Origin of the sequence: Roseibium sp., from assembly GCF_039982295.1 — a bacterium.
Lineage (GTDB): Bacteria > Pseudomonadota > Alphaproteobacteria > Rhizobiales > Stappiaceae > Roseibium.
On record NZ_JBDWYP010000092.1, the window covers coordinates 168,109 to 190,241 of the forward strand.

Consider the following 22,133-nt stretch of genomic DNA (forward strand, 5'->3'; position numbering starts at 1 on the left):
GGCGTTCAACAAGCTTTCAACAGCTAGCCCTAAGGCTTTTCCACCGGACCACCGGTTTTGACCCAGTCGACAAATCCATCTTTCAGATGAGCACATTCAAAGCCCATGTCGTTCAAGGTGGCGGTCGTTAGGGCAGACCTCCAACCAGAGGCGCAGTGAAAGACAAAGGTTTTGGCCTCACCGAACACGTCCTTGAAATAGGGGCTCTCGGGATCGACCCAAAATTCAGCCATGCCGCGTGGACAGTGAAAACTGCCTGGAATGAAGCCAGAGCGTTGACGCTCACGAACATCGCGCAGATCGACAATCACCACATCAGGATCACCCCTCATGGCGATGCCATCCTGAGTTTCCACCTCGCGGATGCGCGCGCGGGCCCTAGCCACCAGTTCGGCGGATGAGATCTTCAGCTTTGCCATGGGGCCTCCTCCTCAGGGGCGATTCAACTTGGGGCAGTCTAAGACTTGCGGAATTCCGCAAGCACATGCGGGATCGTTCGATCCGGGCGAGCCAGCTCATAATCTTGAAAGTGCTTCAATGTGAGGCCGTGATCCTCGAAGCTCCGCCACTCAGAGGGCATTAGTGGCCAAGGTGGCCCGTCGGCGTCACTGCCCTCTTCTCGCGTTCGACTGATCAGAAGCAAAGTGCCACCTGGCGCGACCAGAGACGCAATGGCCGGGATTGCGTCCGCACGAAGAGGATCCTTCATCGCCTGGATCGTATAGCACTCGTGTACGAGGTCGAAAGCACCCTTCCAATCCTCCGGCAGCGCGAAGAGGTCGCCCGCGATATAATCGACTGCGGTTTCCGGGAAGCGCTTTTTCGCCCAAGCGATGGCCTCGCTGGCGAGATCAAAAGCCGAAGTTCTGTATCCGGCCGAAGCCAACGCCTCGGCATTATCACCAAGTCCGCAAGCCACATCGAGGGCACGGCGTCCCTGCCCCGGATTTTTGGCGAGCCAATCCACAAGCACTGCCTTTGGCGCCAGATCTGCCCAAGGCACAGCCGCAGGATCGCCGCCCGCCTCCAGATAGACCGTTTCAAACCAGGCCTGACGATCTTCAGCATCACCGCCGGTTGCACCAGTCAATCGATCATTCCGCTGCCTGGCGGCCTCGCGCCTTGCAAGAAAGTCGCCTGACTTAACATCGTCGTCGTTGTGCACGTTACACCCCGTCGATCCTGATCACGCCTTGCGTTCCCAGCCACCGTTTTCGCGCTGCTGCCAGTAGGTCACCTGAAAGCCCTCGGACTTTGCATCCTTCCAGCGCTGACGTGCATCGCCAAGCGCGTCTGGATCGTTGCCGTCGAACATATAGACCGCACGCTCATAGCCAGCCAGCGGCGGGGGCGCGGCCCTATCCACAAGAAACCTGACATCAGCGGCGTTCGGATTGTCTGCTTCGCTGGTCAGATAGATCGGCTGCTGCTCGGCAAAGCCGTCGGATTTTGTCCCGTGCGGCAGAAAGCTGTCGTCCTGAAACGTCCACAGATGTGCATCAAGTGCCTCGCATCTCTGCTGGGATCCGGCCTGCACGACAACCCGCCAATCCCGCTCAAGGCACTTCTGCAAGAGAGCAGGAAGGGCGGCTTCCAGCGGTTGGTGCATCAGATGATAGAAAAGCACGTCGACGGTCATGAACTTCTCAATTACCTTCTTCAGCAGCGGACGCTTTCAAGATTCACGTCCTGTCATGTCGCAACCGCGTCGATCACCCAAAGCCCAAATACGCTCGGGCCACGGGTGCGACAGCCAGATGTGATGCGGTTGCGCAACACATCCAAATGACCTTGCGGAATTGCGATTGCCAGCATGGACATGTGCAGCGAGTCGTATCATTAACCCTTCGCAAATGTCGATTAGCTAGAGAATTGACCAGGGATATTTCGTGAATCAAATCACGAAAGACGCCGGTCCGGCGTATCAACGGACACGACGTTTCGGGGGACTGAATGATTACGCGCGTTGTTGTGTTTTTTACACTCGTCTTTGCCATTGCTGGCGCTACTGCAAGCCTTGGCCTGGTTGTTACGGAAGAGGCCACAGCCTGCCAGGCCTACAAGACCTGCTAACCGAGCGTTCTTGTTGGCATCGAGCCAAACCAGACAGATTGAAAACCCGCCGGAACCGGCGGGTTTTTTGTTTCTGTGACCGGCTTACGCCTCGTAGAATTCGGCGACGAGACGATCCAGCAATCTCACGCCATACCCTGTCGCCCAGCTCTGGTTGATTTCATTCTTTGCAGGACCGAAGGCCATGCCCGCGATGTCGAGATGCGCCCAGGGCACATCATTTGCGAAGCGCTGCAGGAACTGGGCCGCGGTGATCGAACCCGCGGTCCGGCCGCCCGTGTTCTTCACGTCCGCATTGGGCGTGTCGATCAGCTTGTCGTAGTCCTTGCTGAGCGGCAGCCGCCATACGGTTTCTCCGGAGGCCTTGCCTGCGGCATCCAGCCTTTCAGCCAGCTCGTCATTGTTCGAGAAAACGCCCGCGTTGACATGACCAAGCGCAACAAGCACTGCGCCAGTCAGTGTTGCCAGGTCGATCATGAACGCCGGTTTGAAGCGCTCCTGCGTGTACCAGAGCGCATCGGCGAGTACGAGACGGCCTTCCGCATCCGTGTTGAGGATCTCGATGGTCGTGCCGGACATGGCGGTCAGGATGTCGCCTGGACGATAGGCATTGGCATCAGGCATGTTCTCAACGAGCCCGATGACGCCGATCACGTTGGCCTTGGCCTTGCGTGCGGCCAGGGCGTGCATAAGGCCCGTTACAGCCGCCGCACCGCCCATATCACCTTTCATTTCGTCCATGCCGGCGCCGGGCTTGAGAGAGATACCGCCCGTGTCAAACACGACACCCTTGCCGACGAAGGCAAGCGGTGCCTCACCCTTCTTGCCGCCGTTCCAGCGCATGATCGCCAGACGTGGTGGACGGACCGAGCCCTGTGCCACACCGAGCAATGCGCCCATCTTGAGCTTCTTCATTTCCTTTTCGGTGAGGATCTCCACCTCGACGCCGAGTTTTTCGAGACCACTGGCCGACTTGGCGAATTCCACCGGTCCGAGATCATTTGGCGGAAGATTGACCAAATCTCTCGCCAAGCACACTCCGTTGGCGACGCCCTCGCGTGCAGACCAAGCCTTCTTGGCGGCCTTCACATCGTCAACGGCGATTTCCAGCTTGGTCGCAATCGGCGCCTCGTCGTCCGCTTTTTTCGTCTTGTAGGTGTCAAAAACATAAGAGCGGAGCTTGGCGCCCATGGCGATGGTGGCAGCATCTTCCGCTGAGACAGGCTCATCAGCTGCAACATCCAACAGCAAGGTCGCCTTGTCGGCTTTCGCGCCTTTCAGAAGCGCCTGGATCGATCCGCCCAGTTTCAGCCAGTCCTCTTCGGCCAGATCAGCAACATTGCCCAGCCCGACAAGAATAACCCGATCAAGTTCCAGCCCGGCAGGTGCGATCAAATCCAGCGTCGTCAACTTCTTGCCGGTGAAGCCGCCGACCGAGGCCGCACGCTCCAGACCGCCCGCCAGTCCACCCAAGAGCTCTGATGTCGCTGCGCCGAGCGTCAGTCCCTCGCCTGCCAGCAAAACAGCGACACCTGCCTTGGGCGCGCCCGACTTTACAAAAGTTACCTTGGTCAGTTTGGTCATTTTCATTCCCGATGATGCTTGGCCAGTGTGGTCGGCCATATTTCCCGCACAGATGGTGCAGAGGCTGTACATGATCATGGTGCCTTGCCCTGCGCTCGGCAAGTGCTGAGAAATTAATCAAGATTAACCAAGTTTGTTGGTGGGCCGTTCACCAAAAACCGTGTTATTGCGTTGAGAGCATTTGACTTCACTCATTCGGCCTGGCGCCGGCAACCGAGCGACATGAAGACACTCGAGCGATACATCATCAAACGCGCGTTTTTCGCCTTTGCCATGACCCTGGCAGCGATGACGGGGGTGGTCTGGGCAACCCAAGCCCTCCGGCAGCTTGATCTGGTCACCTCCAAAGGCCAGACCATCGTTCAGTTCATCAGCATCACAATGCTCGCGATGCCGTTCCTTGTGGTCATCGTGGCGCCTTTTGCGCTCATGATTTCTCTCATTCTCGTGCTGAACGCGCTTTCCAGCGACAGCGAGCTGATCGTCATCAATGCGACCGGCGGGTCACGCTATCTGGTGCTGAAACCGGTCATGATATTCGCCGCGTTCGTGTTCGGGCTGAGCGCATCCATGTCGCTCTACTTCGCACCACTTGGCCTTGGCGAGCTGCGTGAGGAAATTGCGAGAGTTCGCGCAGATCTGATCGCGAACATCGTCAAGCCCGGGCGCTTCATCACAGTCGAGGACGGGTTGACGTTCCACATTCGCAACAGGTCGGGCAACGGCAATCTGGATGGCCTGCTGCTACACGACACCCGCGATGAGGAAACCGCATTCACCTACCAGGCTGAAACGGGACAAATCATCGAAGCTGCAGACCGGACGCTGCTGGTCATGCAGAACGGCACGATACAACGCCGTCCGAAGGCCGAGGGCGACATTTCCATCGTCCGCTTTCAGTCCTATGCCTTTGATCTTTCAAATCTGATCCCGGAAGCATCTGACCCGGTTTTCAAGGCAAGCGAACGGTCCACGCAAAATCTGATGCACCCGGATCCAGATGATGGCTATGCCAACGAGCACCCTGACAAGCTGCAAACCGAGTTGCATGAACGATTCAGTCAGCCACTTTATTGCATTGCCTTTGCGTTGATAGTGTTCGCGTTCCTCGGGCGGGCACGCACCACGCGCCAGAACCGTTCAGTCGCCGTTCTGGCATCCATTTGCGCTTGCATCGCTCTGCGGACAGCCGGTTTTGGCATCACTGCGATCACCGGGTCCAATTCCACCCTTCTGATCTTGCTCTATTTCGTACCGATTGCCGGTATTGTGCTGGCGCTCTGGGCAATCATGCGTGACGAGCACATGCCAATGCCGAGCTGGATCAGGGAAGCTGTCGACGGTCTCTCGATGATGATCGACAAACTCTCCGCGCGTTTGAATGGTCACAACACTGGCGGAGCGTCATAAGCCATGATCCTCGGCCGAACTCTCGGACTTTATTTTTCAGGTCGTTTTTTAAAGGCGATCCTGGGTCTTTTCCTGCTCGCGACAGTCCTGATCTTTTTGTTCGACGTCCTCGAACTTGTCCGGCGTGGAGGCGACCGGGATGGTTTCTCGGTTCTACGCGTCAGTCTGATCTCGCTATTGCGCGTTCCGCTGTTGCTCGAACAGGTGATCCCCTTTGCCGTTCTCTTCGGCTCCATAGCCGCCTTTGTGAGCCTCAGCCGCGCCCTGGAACTTGTTGTTACCCGCGCCGCCGGCATCTCCGTGTGGCAATTCACGCTTCCGGCCCTTCTGGTCGGTCTCGTGCTCGGCACCCTCTCCGTCACGGTCTACAATCCGGCTGCGGTCTGGTTGCAACAAAAATCCGACGAAGCTGCTGCGGGCCTGTTCGGCTCTGACCAGGGGCTGTTGCTGCAGACAACTGGTGATGTCTGGGTCCGCCAGGATGGGCTGGACGGAGAATCGGTCATGCTCGCGAAACAGCTGCTCAATGGCGGCGAACAACTGCTGACAGTTACGATTTTCACATTCGACAAGTCTGGCACATTTCAAGAGCGCATCGAAGCGAGAGAGGCCAGGTTGGGCAATCAGATCTGGTATCTCAGAGATGCAACGGTCTACACCACCGAGCGTGATCCACAGACCTATGGAAGCTACGAGGTCAGTACCTACCTGACCGCCACAGAGGTGCGTGAAAGCATCGGATCCCCCGAATCAATTTCGTTCTGGAAACTTCCACGTTTCATTGAACTGGCTCGAAACGCCGGATTGCCGGCCTACCGGTATGCTCTGCAATATCAAACTCTTCTTGCCCGTCCCCTGCTTTTGATGGCCATGATTTTGATTGCAGCGGCAGTTTCTTTGAGGGTTTCGCGTTTTGGAGGTCTCGGCGGAATGATTCTGGGTGGAATCATTGCTGGCTTCGTGCTTTACGTTCTATCTGAGCTCGCGAAGGACTTCGGAGGAGCGGGCATCGTCCCGCCCACAGTCGCTGCGTGGGCTCCGGGGATTTTTGGAGTGCTTATGGGGCTTACCATCCTGCTGAATCAGGAAGATGGGTGAAGAACGCGTGAATTGTCCTTCGAACATTTTTCCTGGACCGTATGATCGGTTGGCCGCGCGCGGGATGAGAACCGCAGCGCGAACCCTGTCGCTCGGCCTTTCCTTGTCTATCTCTGCTTTGGCAACAGGTGCTGTCGGCTTCAGCACTTCGGCACGCGCCCAGAGCAGCATAACCGATACGATTGCGAGCCAGGTCAGCGCGGATGCGCAGATGATGCTGGAATCCGCCCAGATTACCTATGACTTCGACCGCGACGTTATTGTCGCCTCGGGTAGCGTGCAGGTGTTCTACGACGGCTATACGGTCGAAGCTCAGCAGATTGTTTTCAATCGCGGCACACAAACGTTGACCGCCCGCGGCAATGTGGTGATGACCGAGCCGAACGGCACCGTCGCCCAGTCTCAGGAAATGATCCTGTCGGAGGATCTTGCCGAGGGGTTCGCCCGGGCGCTACAGATTGACACGCCTGAGCGCACCCGTTTCCTGGCCGAACGGGCCAGCCGTACAGACGGAAATGTCACGACTTTCGAGAATGGTGTTTACACGGTCTACACAAAGCCGACCAATCCGCCGAACAAGCCTCCCTTGTGGCGTATTCGGGCTGCCAAGATCATTCACGACGAGAAAGAACGGACCATCTACTACGAAGATGCGTCGCTTGAGTTCTTCGGAAGACCGATCGCCTACGCACCTTTCTTTTCGATGCCTGATCCAACCGTCAAGCGAAAGTCAGGGTTCCTCATGCCCGGCGGTATCGTGTCCGACAGTCTTGGATATGGGGTCACCGTTCCCTACTATTGGGCGCTCAGCCCCAATTACGACCTGACCACGACCCTCACCCCGATGACAAAGCAGGGTCTGCTCGGAGAAGTGTCCTTCCGTCACAAGCTTGTATCCGGATCCTATACGATTGCCGCGGCGGGGCTGTTTCAGGCGCGGCCGTCCGAGTTCGCCAACACCAGTGGCGACGGGCGCTGGCGCGGAGCCGTAAAGACCACAGGTAATTTCAAGCTTGCCGAAAACTGGGACTATGGCTGGAACCTGACCTACAAGAGCGACCGTGTTTTCCTGGAAGACTACTCGGCGGTTAGCTTCGACGACAACGGCGAGACTTCAGAAATTTATCTGGAAGGCAATACTGTCCGCAATGGACTGACGTTCCGCGGCTACGCCTTCTCGCTCTCCCAGGAAGACTACACGGGCGACGTGGAAAACGACCCAAGTTCGAACTTTTCGCCGCTTGGTCAGTCCCTTCAGGACAAGCAGCCGTTTGTATTGCCAGTCATCGACTATGACTACGTCTTCGCAGATCCCATTGTCGGGGGAGAGCTGTCCCTCACAAGCAATTTCACATCTCTGACCCGCGCAGAAACAGACGCGTTCCAGGCGACAGGTTCTGATGTTGACCAGTTCCGGGGTGTTGATGGAACCTTTTCCCGTCTTTCGATGCAGGGAGAGTGGCGCCGTACATTCATCGACCCGCTCGGCCAGGTCTTCACGCCCTTTGCCTATGTTCGCGGTGACCTTTTCTTCCTTGCTTCTGCCGACGAAGATGTGACCGCGCTTACGGGCGAAGCCTTTGTAGGCCGTGCGATGCCTGCAGCAGGTCTCGAATATCGCTATCCCTTCATTGCCACATTCGATGGTGGCAACCAGATCCTCGAACCGGTCGCCCAGATCGTGGTACGGCCGAATGAACAGCGGATTGGTGAACTGCCAAACGAAGACGCTCAGAGTATCGTTTTCGATGCGACGACACTCTTTGACTATGACAAGTTTTCCGGTTTCGATCGGGCAGAAGGCGGATCACGCGTCAACGTCGGTTTGAACTACAAACTGCAGCTGAACAGCGGGTACTATCTCAGCGCCTTGTTCGGACGTTCCTACCAGATCGGCGGTGAAAACTCTTATGCCACCTCCGACATCCTTGGTGCGACGCTGGATTCCGGTCTCGAAACCGATCAATCGGACTATGTTGGCAGCCTCTACCTGGATACGCAGTATGGCGTCCGCGTTGGAGCCCAGGCTCGATTTGACAACGAGGATTTCCAGGTCCGTCGGTTTGAGGCACAAGCAACGGGCACCTATGGCCCGGTGGTCTCGTCAATCGCATATGCCTTCCTTGACGCGCAACCAAGTCTGGGGATCGACGACCCGCGGGAAGAAATCCTTGGTTCTGCAAGCTTGCGGCTGAAGGAGAACTGGCGCGTATTTGGATCATTGCGCTACGACATTGAAAACTTCGACATGGTTCAGGACGGTTTCGGACTGGGCTATGACGACGAAGGCTTCTCGGTGTCGTTGTCCTATGCCGAGGACCGGAGCCGAAACAACGACGAAGATGTAGACCGAACATTCTACCTTCGGATTGGACTGCGCACGATCGGGAACACACAGGTTTCGACTGGCGTTCAATAAAAAGAGATGCCTCTCGCATTTATTTCCGGGTTTTGCCAAGTTTCCGACACATCCATGCGTCCTAAAGTACGGCATTCTTTGAATTTGCCGCCAGTTTGTGCAAGATCATCGGCAACGTTAAACGTGAGTCATCAGGCCGCTTCGTCGGCGCGGACAGGGTTTCAATGCGCTTCAGGTTTATTACTCTTTTTCTTCCGTTTGTCCTCATGGGCACCCCGTTGCCGAGCGCTGTTGCCCAGACCTCGATCAAGGTCATCGTCAACGATGAGGCGATCACCTCCTATGACATTCAACAGCGCGCGCGCCTTATCACAATGACGCAGCGCAAGGGCGGCGCAACGGCACGGCGAATGGCTGAACAGGAGCTTATCGACGACAAGTTGAAGCTGACCGAAGCGGCCCGTGTTCGCATTTCCATCTCTGACAGCCAGATCGATGGTGCCTACGCCAACATTGCCCGGAACGTGAAGATGAGCCAGTCTCAATTGTCGAGCGCATTGCGCCGGGGTGGCGTCAATCCGCAAACGCTCAAGGACCGTCTCAAGGCACAACTTGCATGGTCACAGGTTGTGAGAAGCCGCTTCCAGGCCGAAGTAAAGGTCACGGAGTCCGATGTGATCGCGGCGCTACGCAAGTCTGACAAGAAAGACCAGAATACAAGCATCGAGTATGATCTGAAGCAGGTCATCGTGGTCGTCCCGAAGAAGGCCAGTGGCGGTTTCAAATCCAAGCGCAAGCGCGAGAGCGATCAGATTCGCAAAGCCTTCAACGGCTGCGAACAAGCCGGGTCTGTTCTTGGACAATACAGCGAAGTCGTTCTGCGCCCTGTTGGCCGGCGGCTCGAGACCGAGTTGCCAGAGAACATGCGCGACGGCATCAATTCCACCGAACCTGGGCGCTTGACGAAACCCCAACAGACCGGTCGTGGCTACGAAATGATCGCCGTCTGCAGCAAGCGTGAAATTCAATCGGATATCGCTGCACGAACCGAGATGGAAAACGAGCTGCGCGCGAAGGAAGGCGAAGCCCTGTCCCGCCGCTACCTGATGGACCTGCGCCGGCGTGCCACGATCGTAGAGCGCTAGGTCTATGGTATCCATCAAGACGCCGCTGGCGGTCACCTGCGGCGAACCGGCCGGCATCGGACCGGATATCACCCTGATGTCGTGGGCTGCGCGCAAAAGCCTCTCGCTTCCGACGTTTTATCTGCGCGGCGACCCTGGGTTTATTGGACGCCGCGCAAGACGGTTGGGCATTGATGTTCCGGTCCAGGTTGTCGAGCCGGAAGAGGCGGCAGGCTGCTTTTCCAAGTATCTGCCGGTGGTGGCGACGGGCGATCCGGTGGATGACCGACCGGGCGAAGAGGTAGTGGAAACGGCTCACGCCGTGATCGCGTCAATCGAAGCATCTGTTGAGGATGTTCGTGAAGGGCGTGCAGGCGGTGTCGTCACCAACCCGATCAACAAGGCAGCGCTTTATAACGCAGGCTTCACCTATCCCGGACACACTGAATTTCTCGGGCATCTCGCCAATACGCATTGGCCGGAAGGTATGCATCGGCCCGTCATGATGATCGCCGGACCTGAACTGATGGTTGTCCCAATCACCATCCATATTGCACTCAAGGACGTTCCTGAGGCGCTCACAGAAGAGCTTATTGTCGAAACCGGACGTATTACTGCAAACGACATGAAAACGCGCTTTGGCTTCCCAGCGCCTCGTCTGGCCTTCTGCGGCCTTAATCCGCATGCGGGCGAGAATGGCGCCATGGGCACGGAGGACCAGTCAGTTATTGCGCCAGCGATAGAGAGGTTGCGTTCGGAAGGCATCGACGCCACCGGACCTTTGCCCGCTGACACAATGTTCCACCCGCAAGCCCGTCAGCAGTATGACTGCGCACTTGGAATGTATCATGACCAGGTCCTGGTTCCTGCCAAGACCATTGGCTTCGATGAGTCCGTCAACGTGACACTCGGCCTGCCCTTCGTCAGAACGTCTCCCGATCACGGAACGGCCTATGCATTGGCTGGCAGCGGCAAGGCCCGGCCCGACAGCTTTGCCGCGTCGCTTCGCATGGCTGCCGTCCTTTCCGACCCGAGCACTCTTTGATGGCGCAGATTGACGATCTTCCTCCCCTGCGAGAGGTCATCGCAACCCATGGCCTTGATGCGCGGAAATCGCTGGGACAGAACTTTCTTCTTGATCTCAATCTTACATCCAGAATTGCGCGGGCAGCCGCGCCATTAGATGACTGTACCGTTCTGGAGATTGGCCCAGGTCCCGGGGGCCTCACGCGTGCGCTTCTTGCCGCTGGTGCCAAACGTGTCATCGCCATCGAGAAGGACACGCGCTGCCTGCCTGCCCTGTCAGAGATATCCGACCACTATGATGGCCGTCTCGAAGTCATCGAAGGCGATGCGCTGAAGATCGATCCGGTCGCTCTTGCCGGAGGTGACAAGATCAAGATTGTCGCGAACCTTCCATACAATGTGGGCACGCAGCTTCTGCTCAATTGGATCACCACCGAGGATTGGCCACCCTTCTGGTCTTCCCTAACTCTGATGTTCCAGAAGGAAGTGGGCGAGCGGATCGTTGCCCGGCAAGGGTCAAAGGCCTATGGCCGGCTCGGCGTCCTGACCGGATGGCGCACGAACGCAAGCATGCTGTTCGATCTCAACCCCAAGGCCTTCACACCACCGCCCAAGGTGACGTCCACCGTGGTCCAGCTAACCCCGCGCGATACGCCTCTCCCCTGCTCTTTGAAGATGCTTGAGAAGGTGACTGCTGCAGCCTTCGGTCAGCGCCGCAAGATGCTGCGCGCCAGCCTCAAGTCACTCGGTGGCCCGGCAGATGACCTGATCGAGGCGGCAGGACTTCGCCCCACCGCGCGGGCGGAAGAAATCGACATAGAAGGCTTTGTAAGGCTCGCAAACCGCTATGCAGAACGCTAGCGCCCCCGCTTCAGCGCTTCCTGCAGGTCTTCAACCATACCATTCATGAGCTTGGCAACGGCGCCGGAGCGCTTCTGCTTCAGGCGTTCGGCCTTGAGGATGGAACGCACGTTCTGATAAGCGCGCTCAAGGTCCTCATTGACGACCACATAGTCGTACTTCGACCAGTGACGCATCTCGCCGACCGCCGTTTCCAGGCGACGCATGATGACCTCTTCCGGGTCTTCTCCGCGACCACGCAGCCGCGCCTTCATCTCGTCGATGGACGGAGGAAGAATGAAGACAGAGACAACGTCCTCACGCATCTTCTCATAGAGCTGAAACGTGCCCTGAATATCAATGTCGAAGAGGATGTCCTTGCCACCCTCGATAGTGTCTTCGACGGGCCCGCGAGGTGTCGCATAGAAGTTGCCGTGCACTTCGGCCCATTCCAGCAACTCGCCCTGCTCCTTCATGTCCTCAAACGCTTCAGGCGTACGGAAATGATAGTGAACGCCATCCACCTCGTTGGAGCGCCGCGGGCGGGTCGTGACAGAGATCGACAGGTCCAGATTGTCTTCCCGCTCCAGAAGCATGCGGGCAATCGTCGATTTGCCCGCGCCCGAGGGCGACGACAGAACCAGCATCAGGCCGCGCCGCTCTCGCTCGGCCTGATCAGCACTGACCATCGTGCTTGATTTTTCAGCCGGTGTCTCGGACATGACCCTACTCCAGGTTCTGTATCTGCTCGCGCATCTGGTCGATGACGGCTTTGAGGTCAAGGCCGATGGCCGTCAGCTCAACGTCATTCGATTTCGAGCAAAGCGTATTGGTTTCGCGGTTGAATTCTTGCGCCAGGAAGTCGAGACGTCGGCCAATGGCGCCGCCGGCAGCAAGCAGTTCGCGCACGGCGTCCACATGCGCATGAAGCCGATCAATCTCTTCACGAATATCTGCCTTCGTGGCGAGGATTGCAGCTTCCTGATGAAGACGCTGCGGGTCCAAGGCGCCACCTGCGGCGTCCAGCAACTCGGCCACCTGCGCAGAAAGGCGCGCCTTGATCGCTTCAGGCTGGCGCGAGGGCAAACCCTCGGCCCGCCCCGTCAGGCTCGCAACCGTATCGATCTGCTGTGTGACGATGGCGTTGATGGCCGCACCTTCACCGCGGCGCATGGCCACAAGCTCATCGAGCGCCTTGTCCAGGGTAGCCAGAAGTTCCACGAACATCGCTGCCCGGGTTTCCTCGTCGTCGTCCTGCTCCTTGAGCTCGAAGACGCCCTTTTGAGCCAGAATGCCATCAAGGGTCGGGGGCGCAACGTCCGGAACGCGAGACCGCAGAAGCTCAATTGCTTCCAGAACAGATTCCAACGCGCTCTCATTCACCGTAAGGGCTGCTTCTCCCTCATCTCGCTTCATGGACAGACCAACGGAAACGTTGCCGCGCTTGAGCACCTCCGCGCATCGTTCACGGATCTTTTGTTCAAGATTTTCCAGGCCTGCCGGTATACGGATCCTGACGTCCAGGTTCTTGCCGTTGACGGATCTCAACTCCCAGGTCCAGCGGACGACGCCTGCTTCGCCCTGGATACGGGCAAACCCTGTCATGCTGGCAAGCGTCATCTCGTTCTCCACTCAGTTCGATTGTGAGGCGGGCTGGTTCTTCTCGGCCTCACGCCGCTCCCGCTCAATCTGTCGCCACTTGCGCACGTTTGCCTGATGTTGCTCGTACGTCTCGGCGAAAATATGCCCGCCGGTGCCGTCTGCGACAAAGTATAGATCCTTGGTGCGAGATGGATTTGCAACAGCTTCCATCGCGGCGCGGCCGGGGTTTCCAATAGGGCCCGGCGGCAAGCCGTTGATCTGATAGGTGTTGTACGGAGTCTCTTTTCTCAACTCGGATTGCTTGATCGCTGACCGGTCTTTCAACCAGGCTTCACCGCCATGGATACCGTAAAGAATCGTCGGATCGGACTGCAGCCGCATGTTCCGATTGAGCCTGTTGACAAAGACGCCTGCCACTCTTGGACGCTCATCCGCCTTGGCGGTTTCCTTCTCGACGATGCTTGCCAGGATCACCAGTTCTTCTGGCGTCTCGATCGGAAGATCTTCGCTGCGCCGGTCCCAGATGTCGGACAAAAGAGCACTCTGGGCCTCCGTCATCTGGTCGATGATCTGCTGGCGGGAGCTGCCGCGGGTAAACGTGTATGTCTCCGGCAGAAGCACACCTTCTTCCGGCACCTCTGTAATTTCGCCAACCAGGACCGGGTGGGAGCGAACGCGCTCCAGAATTTGCGCTGTCGACCAGCCTTCCGGCACCGTTACCGAGTGAGTTACCGCATTGCCCTCAACCAGATCAGTCATGACATCCTGCATGCTGGTTCCGGCCTTGAAGGCATATTCTCCCGCCTTCAGTTTCGTTGCGTTCTTGTAAAATCGCACACCGGCATTGAAGATCAACTCGTCAACGAGTGTGTCCTCGATAACATTTTGCGCCTTCAACCGTTCGGTGATGCCGGAAAGACCAGAGCCGGAGGCGATCACGACAGTGCGGTCCTCGCTGAGCGGACCAGCCTGCTCGAAGACCTGCTTGCCGAAGTAGACCGCTGCGCCGGCTCCGAGCAGCGAAAGAACCGTGATCGAGATGACCATATTGATCAGGATCACGACTGGATTTCGAACGTGGCGAGAGCGCGGAGGAGGTCCCGGCGCTTGTTCTGGCTGGATCGCTTCGCGCGGGCTTTTCGGCTTGATGCGCATCTAAAACGCTCCTCCTGATAAGTCCGGATCACATCCGGTCGACCACTCCGGCGCAGCTCATCAAATACTCATAGCGTAAAAAAGGCGCTGCCGAAGAAAAACGCCGTCTCAGCTCACGCTAGACGGCGACTTGCGGGTGCGGCGCTTACGCCGCAACTTTCTTGAACACCAAGGAGGCATTGGTGCCACCGAAACCGAACGAATTCGACAGGGCCACATCAATGTTCATTGCCTTGGGCTTGTGCGCCACAAGATCGATCTCGGTCTCAACCGATGGATTGTCGAGATTGATCGTCGGCGGCGCCATGCTGTCACGAATGGCAAGCACGGAGAAGATCGCTTCCACGGCACCCGCAGCCCCGAGCAAGTGGCCAACAGACGATTTCGTCGACGACATTGTCAGCCTGGATGCGGAATCGCCAGCAAGGCGCGTGATCGCCCCCAGCTCGATTTCATCACCAAGCGGTGTCGATGTGCCGTGAGCATTCACGTAATCAACATCCGCCGCGCTCACACCAGCTCGCTTGAGAGCTGCTTCCATGCAACGATAGGCACCGTCGCCATCCGACGCAGGAGCCGTAATGTGGTGCGCATCGCCCGACAGTCCGTAACCGACGATTTCGGCGTAGATCTTGGCGCCGCGCGCGACCGCATGCTCGTACTCTTCAAGCACGACAACGCCTGCACCCTCGCCCATGACGAAGCCATCGCGGTCCTTGTCATAAGGACGTGAACCCTTTTCAGGCTGGTCGTTAAATCCGGTGGACAACGCCCGACATGCGGCAAAGCCAGCAAGCGACAGGCGACAAACAGGCGATTCCGTTCCACCGGCAACCATCACATCGGCATCGCCGAAAGCGATAAGACGGGAGGCATCACCAATGGCATGCGCGCCAGTCGAACACGCGGTCACGACCGCATGGTTCGGGCCTTTGAGGCCGTGGCGGATGGAGACATAGCCGCCCGCCAAATTGATCAGGCGGCCGGGAATAAAGAATGGCGACAGGCGCCGCGGCCCCTTGTCGGCCAGAACATGCGCGGCTTCCTCGATACCCTGAAGGCCACCGATGCCGGAGCCAATCAGAACACCAGCGCGAATCTGGTCTTCATAAGTCTCTGCCTTCCAGCCGCTGTCAGCCAGCGCCTGGTCGGATGCGGCAAGGGCATAGATGATGAAATCATCGACCTTGCGCTGTTCTTTGGGTTCCATCCAGTCGTCGGGGTTGAATGCCCCTTCGGCCGATGGATCGCGCGGGATCTGTGCTGCGATCTGGCATGCCAGGTCGTCGACCTTGAAGTTGGTGACCTTGTTGGCACCACTCTTACCTTCGAGGATCTTCTTCCAAGAGACATCAACGTTTCCGCCAAGCGGAGACACCATGCCCAATCCTGTTACAACAACTCGCCTCATGAACCCGCACTTGTTTCGGGCAGACAGCCGAAATCGGTCTTGCCTGCCCGTCCATTCGTCATCAAGTCCGGCGAATTAGCCGGCGTTCTTTTCCAGGAACTTAACAGCATCGCCAACCGTCAGGATGGTTTCAGCTGCGTCATCCGGAATTTCTACACCGAATTCTTCTTCGAAAGCCATGACGAGTTCAACGGTGTCGAGGCTGTCTGCGCCCAGATCGTCGATGAAGCTTGCAGCTTCCACAACCTTTTCAGCGTCTACGCCGAGGTGCTCGACAACGATTTTCTTAACTCGATCCGCGATATCGCTCATTTTCTACTTCCCTGAGTTTACAGTCTTAAAGCCGAGTCACCAGTTCCACCAGTTTGTCGACTTAATCACCGGAATGTCTATCTGCACATTGCACGGGAAAGGTCCATCCTCCTTGTGGGAGCCTCGAACCTTCACGGCGTTGAACACGTTCTGGAAGGACCGGATCTGCAAAACAGCTCGTCACCCTATCCCTTCGAACAATCGGCGGCTAGGTAACACACTTTATCTGCCTTGACCAGCCGCTCCCGACCGCGCGTACGCGGTCTGGTTTCTTTTTGCCGGAAATAAAATTCCGCCTTTTAAATCATGGCCATGCCGCCATTGACGTGCAGCGTCTGCCCGGAGACATAAGCCGCTTCATCACTGGCAAGATAAACGGAAGCGGCCGCGATCTCGTCCGCTTTGCCCAAGCGGCCTGCCGGAACGCTCTGCAGAATTGATTCCTTCTGCTTGTCATTCAGCTCGTCGGTCATGGCCGTCTCGATGAAACCAGGGGCAACGGTGTTGACGGTTATGTTGCGGCTGGCGACTTCCCGAGCAAGCGACTTGTACATGCCGATCATACCGGCCTTGGCCGCCGCATAGTTTGTCTGCCCGGGGTTCCCGGTGACACCGACAACAGAGGTAATTCCAATGATACGGCCTGTCCGACGTTTCATCATGCCCTTGATGGCGGCGCGGCATAGGCGGAAACCGGACGTGAGGTTCACTTCCAGAACCTGGTCCCACTCGTCGTCTTTCATACGCATGAAGATGTTGTCGCGGGTGATTCCGGCGTTGTTGACCAGAATGTCGACCTTGCCGAGTTTCTCTTCAGCCGCCGGGAGCAGCGCGTCGACGGCGGCACGATCGGAGAGATTGGCAGGCGTTACGAAGGCGCGTTCGCCAAGGTCAGCAGCGAGAATTTCCAGCTTTTCCGCGCGCGTGCCGGACAGGGCAACGGTCGCGCCCTGAGCATGAAGTGCGCGTGCGATGGCTTCGCCAATTCCGCCGGTGGCACCCGTGATGAGCGCTGCTTTCCCCTCGAGGGTGAACATGGAGCTTCCTTCCTTTGGATCGCGACCCAAGCCTTAAAGCTTGGGATCAGCCGTTCAATTTTTCAATGAGAGCGTCGATGTCTTCGGGCGAATTGACTGCGATTCCAGCCGTTTCCTTGGCGATACGCTTGACCATACCGGTCAGGACCTTGCCAGTACCAACCTCAACGAGTGTATCGACGCCCTCGCCCGCGAGCCATTCGACGGACTCGCGCCAGCGGACGGTTCCCGTCACCTGCTCGACCAGACGCTTGCGGATCTCACCCGTGTCGGAGATGGGCTGCGCCAGAACGTTTGCCACCAGGGGCACCTTGGGCGCCTTGATCTCAGCGCCTGCAAGCGCTTCGGCCATGGCATCTGCAGCCGGCGCCATCAATGAACAGTGAAACGGGGCACTGACCGGCAACAACAATGCGCGGCGCGCACCTTTTGCCTTCGCAATGTCAATTGCGCGCTCAACAGCTGCAACATGACCGGACACGACAACCTGACCCGGCGCATTGTCGTTCGCTGCCTGACAGACCTCACCCTGCGCTGCTTCGCTGGCAACTTCCTGGGCCGCTTCGAAATCAAGCCCCAGAAGCGCTGCCATCGCGCCCTGACCGACCGGAACGGCATTTTGCATGGCATCGCCGCGCACGCGAAGAAGCCGAGCTGCTGTCGCAACATCAAAAGCGCCAGCTGCAGCCAAAGCGGAATATTCGCCAAGCGAGTGACCTGCGACAAAACTGACGCTTCCCGCCAGGTCAAGACCTTTTGATTCCAGAACACGCATGGTCGCCAGACTGACCGCCATGAGCGCAGGCTGCGCATTGGCTGTCAGCGTCAGATCGGCCTCCGGGCCGTTCCACATGACATCGGAAAGCTTCTGACCAAGCGCGTCATCTACTTCTTCAAAGACTGCCCTAGCTTCGGGATAGGTATCAGCCAGAACCTTGCCCATGCCAACGGCCTGACTTCCCTGTCCGGGAAACGTGAATGCGATGCTCATGCGAGACGTGCCTCCGACGACTTGTTCTCTTGTTTTTATTATCAGGCTTACGGGAACTGTATGGCCCGGCCAGCTGACACAATGGCTGTGGAAGATCGGAAAATCCACTCTTGGGCGCGAGGCTATCGTACGGAGCACCCATGACTGTCAAGAGCTGCGGCCCGATTTGCCCGTATTCAAGGTGTTTCAAGACAGCAACCTGATAGGCTAGGTTCCAGTTCGTTTGTGACCAGGGACCGGAGAAACGAAATGGCCAGCATCACGATTCCTCTGCCGAAAGAACCAAAGCAGATGGCGACAGCGATCGTAGCCTATGCCGGCGTGGCAAAGCGGCTGCATCTGGAACTCACACATCTTGCAGAAACGACAGACATTGATCTGGAGGCCATCAAGGCTGATCTGATCAACGAAGCCAAGAAGGCCGTGCCGGCCGGAGATTTCACCAAGGATGAGGTCGGGCTGTATAATACAATGTTTGAAGCGATCGAGACCATCTTCAAACCCATAGACCCGGCACCCCAAGGCTAGGCGGACCGTTCCAGTCTGCCTGACGTGTCCGAAGTGCCTTGCATTTCCGCGAAGATCGGGTATACCCCGCGACGCAACCGGAAACTTGGCCGGGGGCTGAACGGAAGGGCGTGCAAACGTCAGGGCACATAAAACTGTCTGTCTTCCCGTGTCTCCGCTCTCGTTTTAGAATTCTCGTTCCTTTCCGGAGGTCACGAGGAGGCTTCGCGCCAGTTTCCGAATTGAAACCAAGGAAAGGCTTTTTTCCATGCCTCTTTACGAGCACGTGTTCCTGGCTCGCCAGGACGTTTCGGCCCAGCAGGTCGAAGCCCTCGTCGAACAGTTCAAAGGTTTGATCGAAACCGCTGGTGGAACTGTCGGCAAGGTGGAAACTTGGGGACTTCGCTCCCTCGCATACCGCATCAAGAAGAACCGCAAGGCTCACTACACGCTGATGAACCTCGACGCTCCGCATGCAGCGGTTGCCGAGATGGAACGTCAGATGGGCCTGAACGAAGACGTTCTTCGCTTCATGACGTTCAAGGTCGACGAGTTGGACGATGAGCCGTCAGCAATGATGCAGAAGCGCGACCGCGACGATCGTCGTGGTGGACGCGGCGACCGCTTTGGCGGTGGTGAGCGTGGCGGCGACCGCGGTGGTCGTGGTGGCGATCGGGGCGAACGCGCTCCGCGTCGTGCAGAAGGGGAGTAACAGATCATGGTTGATATCGCACAGATTCCGAGCCGTCGTCCGTTCTTCCGTCGTCGGAAGACCTGCCCGTTCTCCGGTGAGAATTCACCGAAGATCGACTACAAGGACGTTCGCCTCCTGCAGCGCTACATTTCCGAACGTGGCAAGATCGTACCGAGCCGTATCACCGCCGTTTCTGCAAAGAAGCAGCGTGAGCTGGCCCGTGCCATCAAGCGCGCTCGCCTGCTTGGCCTGCTGCCTTTCGTCATCAGCTAAGCTGACCCAAGCCCGGGGACTTCCCCGGGCTCCCGGATTGAGGCCGACCGGATCCCTTGTGATCGGCCTCTAACCGCCTTTGAAGGGCGGGACAGACCGCAGGAGTTACTCCAATGCAAGTTATCCTTCTTGAGCGCATCGCCAAGCTCGGACAGATGGGCGACACCGTCCGCGTTCGTGACGGCTATGCCCGCAACTTCCTTCTGCCTCAGGGCAAGGCTCTTCGCGCAAACAAGGCCAACATGGCCAAGTTCGAAGGCCAGCGTGCCCAGCTGGAAGCCCGCAACCTCGAGCGCCGCGAAGAAGCATCTGCTGTTGCCGCCAAGCTCGACGGCGAAAGCCAGGTCATGATCCGTTCTGCTGGTGAAACCGGCCAGCTCTACGGTTCTGTTTCCAAACGCGATATCGCTGAAGGCCTTACCGCAGCTGGTTTCTCTGTTGCGCGCAGCCAGGTTGAGCTCAACACACCGATCAAGACCATCGGTCTTCATAACGTTCTGGTTGCCCTGCATCCGGAAGTCGAAGTCACGGTCGTGATCAACGTCGCACGCTCCGAAGACGAAGCAACCCGTCAGGCTGCCGGTGAAGATCTCACCGCACCCGAGCAGGACATCTTCGAATTCGAGGAAGACGAAGAAGACGAGACCGAGGGTGAAGGTGAAGAAGGCGAAGCTTCTGAGGAAGCTGCCGAGGAAGAAGAAGCCTGATCGGCTTCGGACCTCTCCCCTTACCAAATCCAGAACGGCGCTCCTCGGGGCGCCGTTTTTGTTTTCAAGGCACTTCAACCTGGGGGATATCCGCCTCCCTGACGGAAACCGGGCCGCACAGGAAGAAACCCAGAAGTTTACCTCGTTTTTGCGCATGCGTTAATTTTTATTAACTATTTCAATGAGTAAGCCCACCAAGCGTCCGAGTCTCTTTCTGCCTGCGACGTCAAGATGTTGCTCCAGATTTCCCCGATGATTTCGACCCGGCTAAGGGAATCGGAGTCAAGATTTTTGATTCCTTGAAGCGCCGCCAAAGATCCGGTTAGACGATACCCGCACGGGTCATTCGGGGGACGTCATGAAGGGCAAACTACAGTCAGTTGAAACTGAAGATGCTACACAGCGCCTGGCGCCGCACAATGCGGAAGCTGAGCGCCAGCTCCTCGGCGCGATTCTGGTCAACAACGAGACCTACTATCGCGTTTCTGACTTTCTCGAGCCTTTCCATTTCTTCGTTCCTCCGCATCAGGATATCTACGAAAAGATCGGGCAGCTGATCCGGGCAGGCAAGACGGCCTCGCCGATCACCCTGAAGACCTTCTACCCTGCAGACACCAAGATTGCCGAGCTCAGCGCAACACAGTTCCTGTTGAGGCTCGCAGCGGATTCGGCATCGATCATCAACGCGGAAGACTATGGCCGCACGATCTATGATCTGGCCATGCGCCGGAACCTGATCCGCATTGGCGAAGACATGGTCAACATCGCCTATGACGCGCCCATTGACGTTCCACCCAACCAGCAGATTGATGATGCGGAACGCCGTCTGTTCGAGCTGGCGGAAACGGGACGGCAAGAAGGTGGTTTCGTCAGCTTCGGTGACGCTCTTACCGAAACTATCGAGATGGCTCATGCGGCCTGGAATCGTGAAGGCGCATTGTCCGGCATTTCGACCGGTCTGACCGATCTTGACCGGCTTATGGGCGGCCTGCAGCACTCGGATTTGATTGTTCTGGCAGCTCGTCCCGCGATGGGCAAAACCTCGCTGGTGACGAACATTGCCTATAATATTGCTCAGGCCTTTCAGGCCGAGGAACAACCAGACGGCTCGCTGAAAACGATGAACGGTGGCGTCGTCGGCTTCTTCTCGCTTGAGATGTCGGCCGAACAGCTGGCAACACGTATCATCTCAGAGCAGACAGAGGTTTCCTCGTCGAAGATCCGGCGTGGAGACATTACCGAGGAAGAGTTCACCAAACTGGCGGGCGCTGCCCAGCACATGCAGACTGTTCCCCTGCACGTCGACCAGACCGGTGGCATCTCAATCGCCTCCCTTGTCGCTCGTGCGCGGCGGCTAAAGCGCCAGCGCGGCCTCGATTTGATCGTGGTTGACTACATCCAGCTTCTTTCGGGCACATCCAAGACTGCTGGCAACCGCGTTCAAGAGGTGACGGAAATCACCACGGGCCTGAAGGCGCTGGCGAAGGAACTCAATGTTCCGATCCTGGCCTTGTCTCAGCTCTCGCGTCAGGTGGAAAACCGCGATGACAAGCGCCCACAACTTTCTGACCTTCGTGAATCCGGTTCGATCGAGCAGGACGCCGATGTGGTCATGTTCATCTATCGAGATGAGTATTACCTGTCGAAGACGGAGCCCGAAGAAGGCTCCCCGGAACATGAGGTTTGGCGCGACAAGGTCGAGCGGGTCAAAGGCAAGGCAGAAATCATCATCGCCAAGCAGCGTCATGGACCAACCGGCACGGTCAACCTGCACTTCGAAGGCCAGTACACACGCTTCTCGGACCTCGCACAAGACGACTACATGCCGGACCGGCACGACTAGGACACGCCTTTTCGGAGACCGTTTCTGCGACATCCAAACGCGCAAAGGCCGTAGCCTGGCGTTTGCGTTGGGCCTACTCTGACCTTG

At 57.6% G+C, this 22,133-nt stretch carries 22 protein-coding genes; 11 read left to right on the forward strand and 11 right to left on the reverse strand.

Annotation, left to right across the window (positions count from 1 at the left end):
* Window positions 1-29: 29 nt before the first annotated feature.
* The 4 genes from ABJZ52_RS20975 to ABJZ52_RS20990 form a co-directional block, all read right to left on the reverse strand.
* Window positions 30-419, reverse strand: coding sequence for a rhodanese-like domain-containing protein (locus ABJZ52_RS20975; RefSeq protein WP_348190929.1), 390 nt, complete (start codon window positions 417-419; stop codon window positions 30-32).
* Between the two features lie 38 nt (window positions 420-457).
* Complete coding sequence (locus ABJZ52_RS20980) at window positions 458-1,090, reverse strand: class I SAM-dependent methyltransferase (RefSeq protein WP_348190931.1); 633 nt, start codon at window positions 1,088-1,090, stop codon at window positions 458-460.
* Window positions 1,091-1,186: 96 nt separating this feature from the next.
* A complete protein-coding gene (locus tag ABJZ52_RS20985) occupies window positions 1,187-1,639 on the reverse strand; it encodes a DNA polymerase III subunit chi (RefSeq protein WP_348190934.1) in 453 nt (150 codons plus the stop codon).
* Window positions 1,640-2,157: 518 nt separating this feature from the next.
* A complete protein-coding gene (locus ABJZ52_RS20990; protein WP_348190937.1) occupies window positions 2,158-3,657 on the reverse strand; it encodes a leucyl aminopeptidase in 1,500 nt (499 codons plus the stop codon).
* A gap of 222 nt (window positions 3,658-3,879) precedes the next feature.
* Between ABJZ52_RS20990 and lptF the strand changes: the two genes are divergently transcribed.
* From lptF to rsmA, 6 genes are all read left to right on the forward strand, one after another.
* Window positions 3,880-5,067: an LPS export ABC transporter permease LptF gene (gene lptF / locus ABJZ52_RS20995; protein ID WP_348190941.1), complete on the forward strand. Its 1,188-nt coding sequence runs from the start codon at window positions 3,880-3,882 to the stop codon at window positions 5,065-5,067.
* Between the two features lie 3 nt (window positions 5,068-5,070).
* On the forward strand, window positions 5,071-6,165 hold the full coding sequence (gene lptG, locus ABJZ52_RS21000; protein WP_348190944.1) for an LPS export ABC transporter permease LptG: 1,095 nt from the start codon (window positions 5,071-5,073) through the stop codon (window positions 6,163-6,165).
* A gap of 64 nt (window positions 6,166-6,229) precedes the next feature.
* Window positions 6,230-8,584 (forward strand): LPS-assembly protein LptD, encoded by a 2,355-nt coding sequence (locus ABJZ52_RS21005; protein WP_348190947.1) that lies wholly within the window; start codon window positions 6,230-6,232, stop codon window positions 8,582-8,584.
* A 164-nt stretch (window positions 8,585-8,748) separates the two neighbouring features.
* Window positions 8,749-9,669, forward strand: a complete 921-nt coding sequence (locus ABJZ52_RS21010) for a peptidylprolyl isomerase (protein ID WP_348190950.1) — start codon at window positions 8,749-8,751, stop codon at window positions 9,667-9,669.
* A gap of 4 nt (window positions 9,670-9,673) precedes the next feature.
* Window positions 9,674-10,693, forward strand: a complete 1,020-nt coding sequence (gene pdxA, locus ABJZ52_RS21015) for a 4-hydroxythreonine-4-phosphate dehydrogenase PdxA (RefSeq protein WP_348190953.1) — start codon at window positions 9,674-9,676, stop codon at window positions 10,691-10,693.
* Entirely contained in the window at window positions 10,693-11,535 is an 843-nt protein-coding gene (gene rsmA, locus ABJZ52_RS21020) for a 16S rRNA (adenine(1518)-N(6)/adenine(1519)-N(6))-dimethyltransferase RsmA (RefSeq protein WP_348190957.1), read from the forward strand. Before pdxA ends, rsmA begins: the two co-directional genes overlap by 1 nt.
* Here the strand turns inward: rsmA and gmk are convergent.
* The 7 genes from gmk to fabD all read right to left on the reverse strand — a co-directional run bounded on the left by gmk (window position 11,532) and on the right by fabD (window position 18,022).
* Window positions 11,532-12,236, reverse strand: a complete 705-nt coding sequence (gmk, locus tag ABJZ52_RS21025; RefSeq protein WP_348190960.1) for a guanylate kinase — start codon at window positions 12,234-12,236, stop codon at window positions 11,532-11,534. The genes rsmA and gmk overlap by 4 nt on opposite strands.
* A gap of 4 nt (window positions 12,237-12,240) precedes the next feature.
* On the reverse strand, window positions 12,241-13,134 hold the full coding sequence (locus tag ABJZ52_RS21030) for a YicC/YloC family endoribonuclease (protein WP_348190963.1): 894 nt from the start codon (window positions 13,132-13,134) through the stop codon (window positions 12,241-12,243).
* A gap of 12 nt (window positions 13,135-13,146) precedes the next feature.
* Entirely contained in the window at window positions 13,147-14,271 is a 1,125-nt protein-coding gene (gene mltG, locus ABJZ52_RS21035) for an endolytic transglycosylase MltG (RefSeq protein ID WP_348190966.1), read from the reverse strand.
* Between the two features lie 145 nt (window positions 14,272-14,416).
* A complete protein-coding gene (gene fabF, locus ABJZ52_RS21040) occupies window positions 14,417-15,682 on the reverse strand; it encodes a beta-ketoacyl-ACP synthase II (RefSeq protein ID WP_348190968.1) in 1,266 nt (421 codons plus the stop codon).
* Between the two features lie 75 nt (window positions 15,683-15,757).
* Window positions 15,758-15,994, reverse strand: a complete 237-nt coding sequence (locus tag ABJZ52_RS21045; protein WP_153769414.1) for an acyl carrier protein — start codon at window positions 15,992-15,994, stop codon at window positions 15,758-15,760.
* A 299-nt stretch (window positions 15,995-16,293) separates the two neighbouring features.
* Window positions 16,294-17,031 carry a 3-oxoacyl-[acyl-carrier-protein] reductase gene (gene fabG / locus ABJZ52_RS21050; RefSeq protein ID WP_348190972.1) on the reverse strand — a complete coding sequence of 246 codons (738 nt, stop codon included), beginning with the start codon at window positions 17,029-17,031 and terminating at the stop codon, window positions 16,294-16,296.
* A gap of 46 nt (window positions 17,032-17,077) precedes the next feature.
* The gene (gene fabD / locus ABJZ52_RS21055) at window positions 17,078-18,022 is read right to left on the reverse strand and encodes an ACP S-malonyltransferase (protein WP_348190975.1); all 945 of its coding nucleotides are present in this window, start codon (window positions 18,020-18,022) and stop codon (window positions 17,078-17,080) included.
* Between the two features lie 249 nt (window positions 18,023-18,271).
* On the opposite strand from fabD, the gene ABJZ52_RS21060 reads away from it, so the two are divergent.
* The 5 genes from ABJZ52_RS21060 to ABJZ52_RS21080 all read left to right on the forward strand — a co-directional run bounded on the left by ABJZ52_RS21060 (window position 18,272) and on the right by ABJZ52_RS21080 (window position 22,046).
* Window positions 18,272-18,550: a hypothetical protein gene (locus tag ABJZ52_RS21060; protein WP_348190978.1), complete on the forward strand. Its 279-nt coding sequence runs from the start codon at window positions 18,272-18,274 to the stop codon at window positions 18,548-18,550.
* 247 nt (window positions 18,551-18,797) lie between these two features.
* Window positions 18,798-19,241, forward strand: a complete 444-nt coding sequence (gene rpsF / locus ABJZ52_RS21065) for a 30S ribosomal protein S6 (protein WP_153769418.1) — start codon at window positions 18,798-18,800, stop codon at window positions 19,239-19,241.
* A 6-nt stretch (window positions 19,242-19,247) separates the two neighbouring features.
* Window positions 19,248-19,496 (forward strand): 30S ribosomal protein S18, encoded by a 249-nt coding sequence (gene rpsR, locus ABJZ52_RS21070; protein WP_153769419.1) that lies wholly within the window; start codon window positions 19,248-19,250, stop codon window positions 19,494-19,496.
* A gap of 113 nt (window positions 19,497-19,609) precedes the next feature.
* A complete protein-coding gene (gene rplI / locus ABJZ52_RS21075; protein ID WP_348190982.1) occupies window positions 19,610-20,203 on the forward strand; it encodes a 50S ribosomal protein L9 in 594 nt (197 codons plus the stop codon).
* Window positions 20,204-20,561: 358 nt separating this feature from the next.
* On the forward strand, window positions 20,562-22,046 hold the full coding sequence (locus tag ABJZ52_RS21080; protein WP_348190985.1) for a replicative DNA helicase: 1,485 nt from the start codon (window positions 20,562-20,564) through the stop codon (window positions 22,044-22,046).
* The last annotated feature ends 87 nt before the right edge of the window (window positions 22,047-22,133 follow it).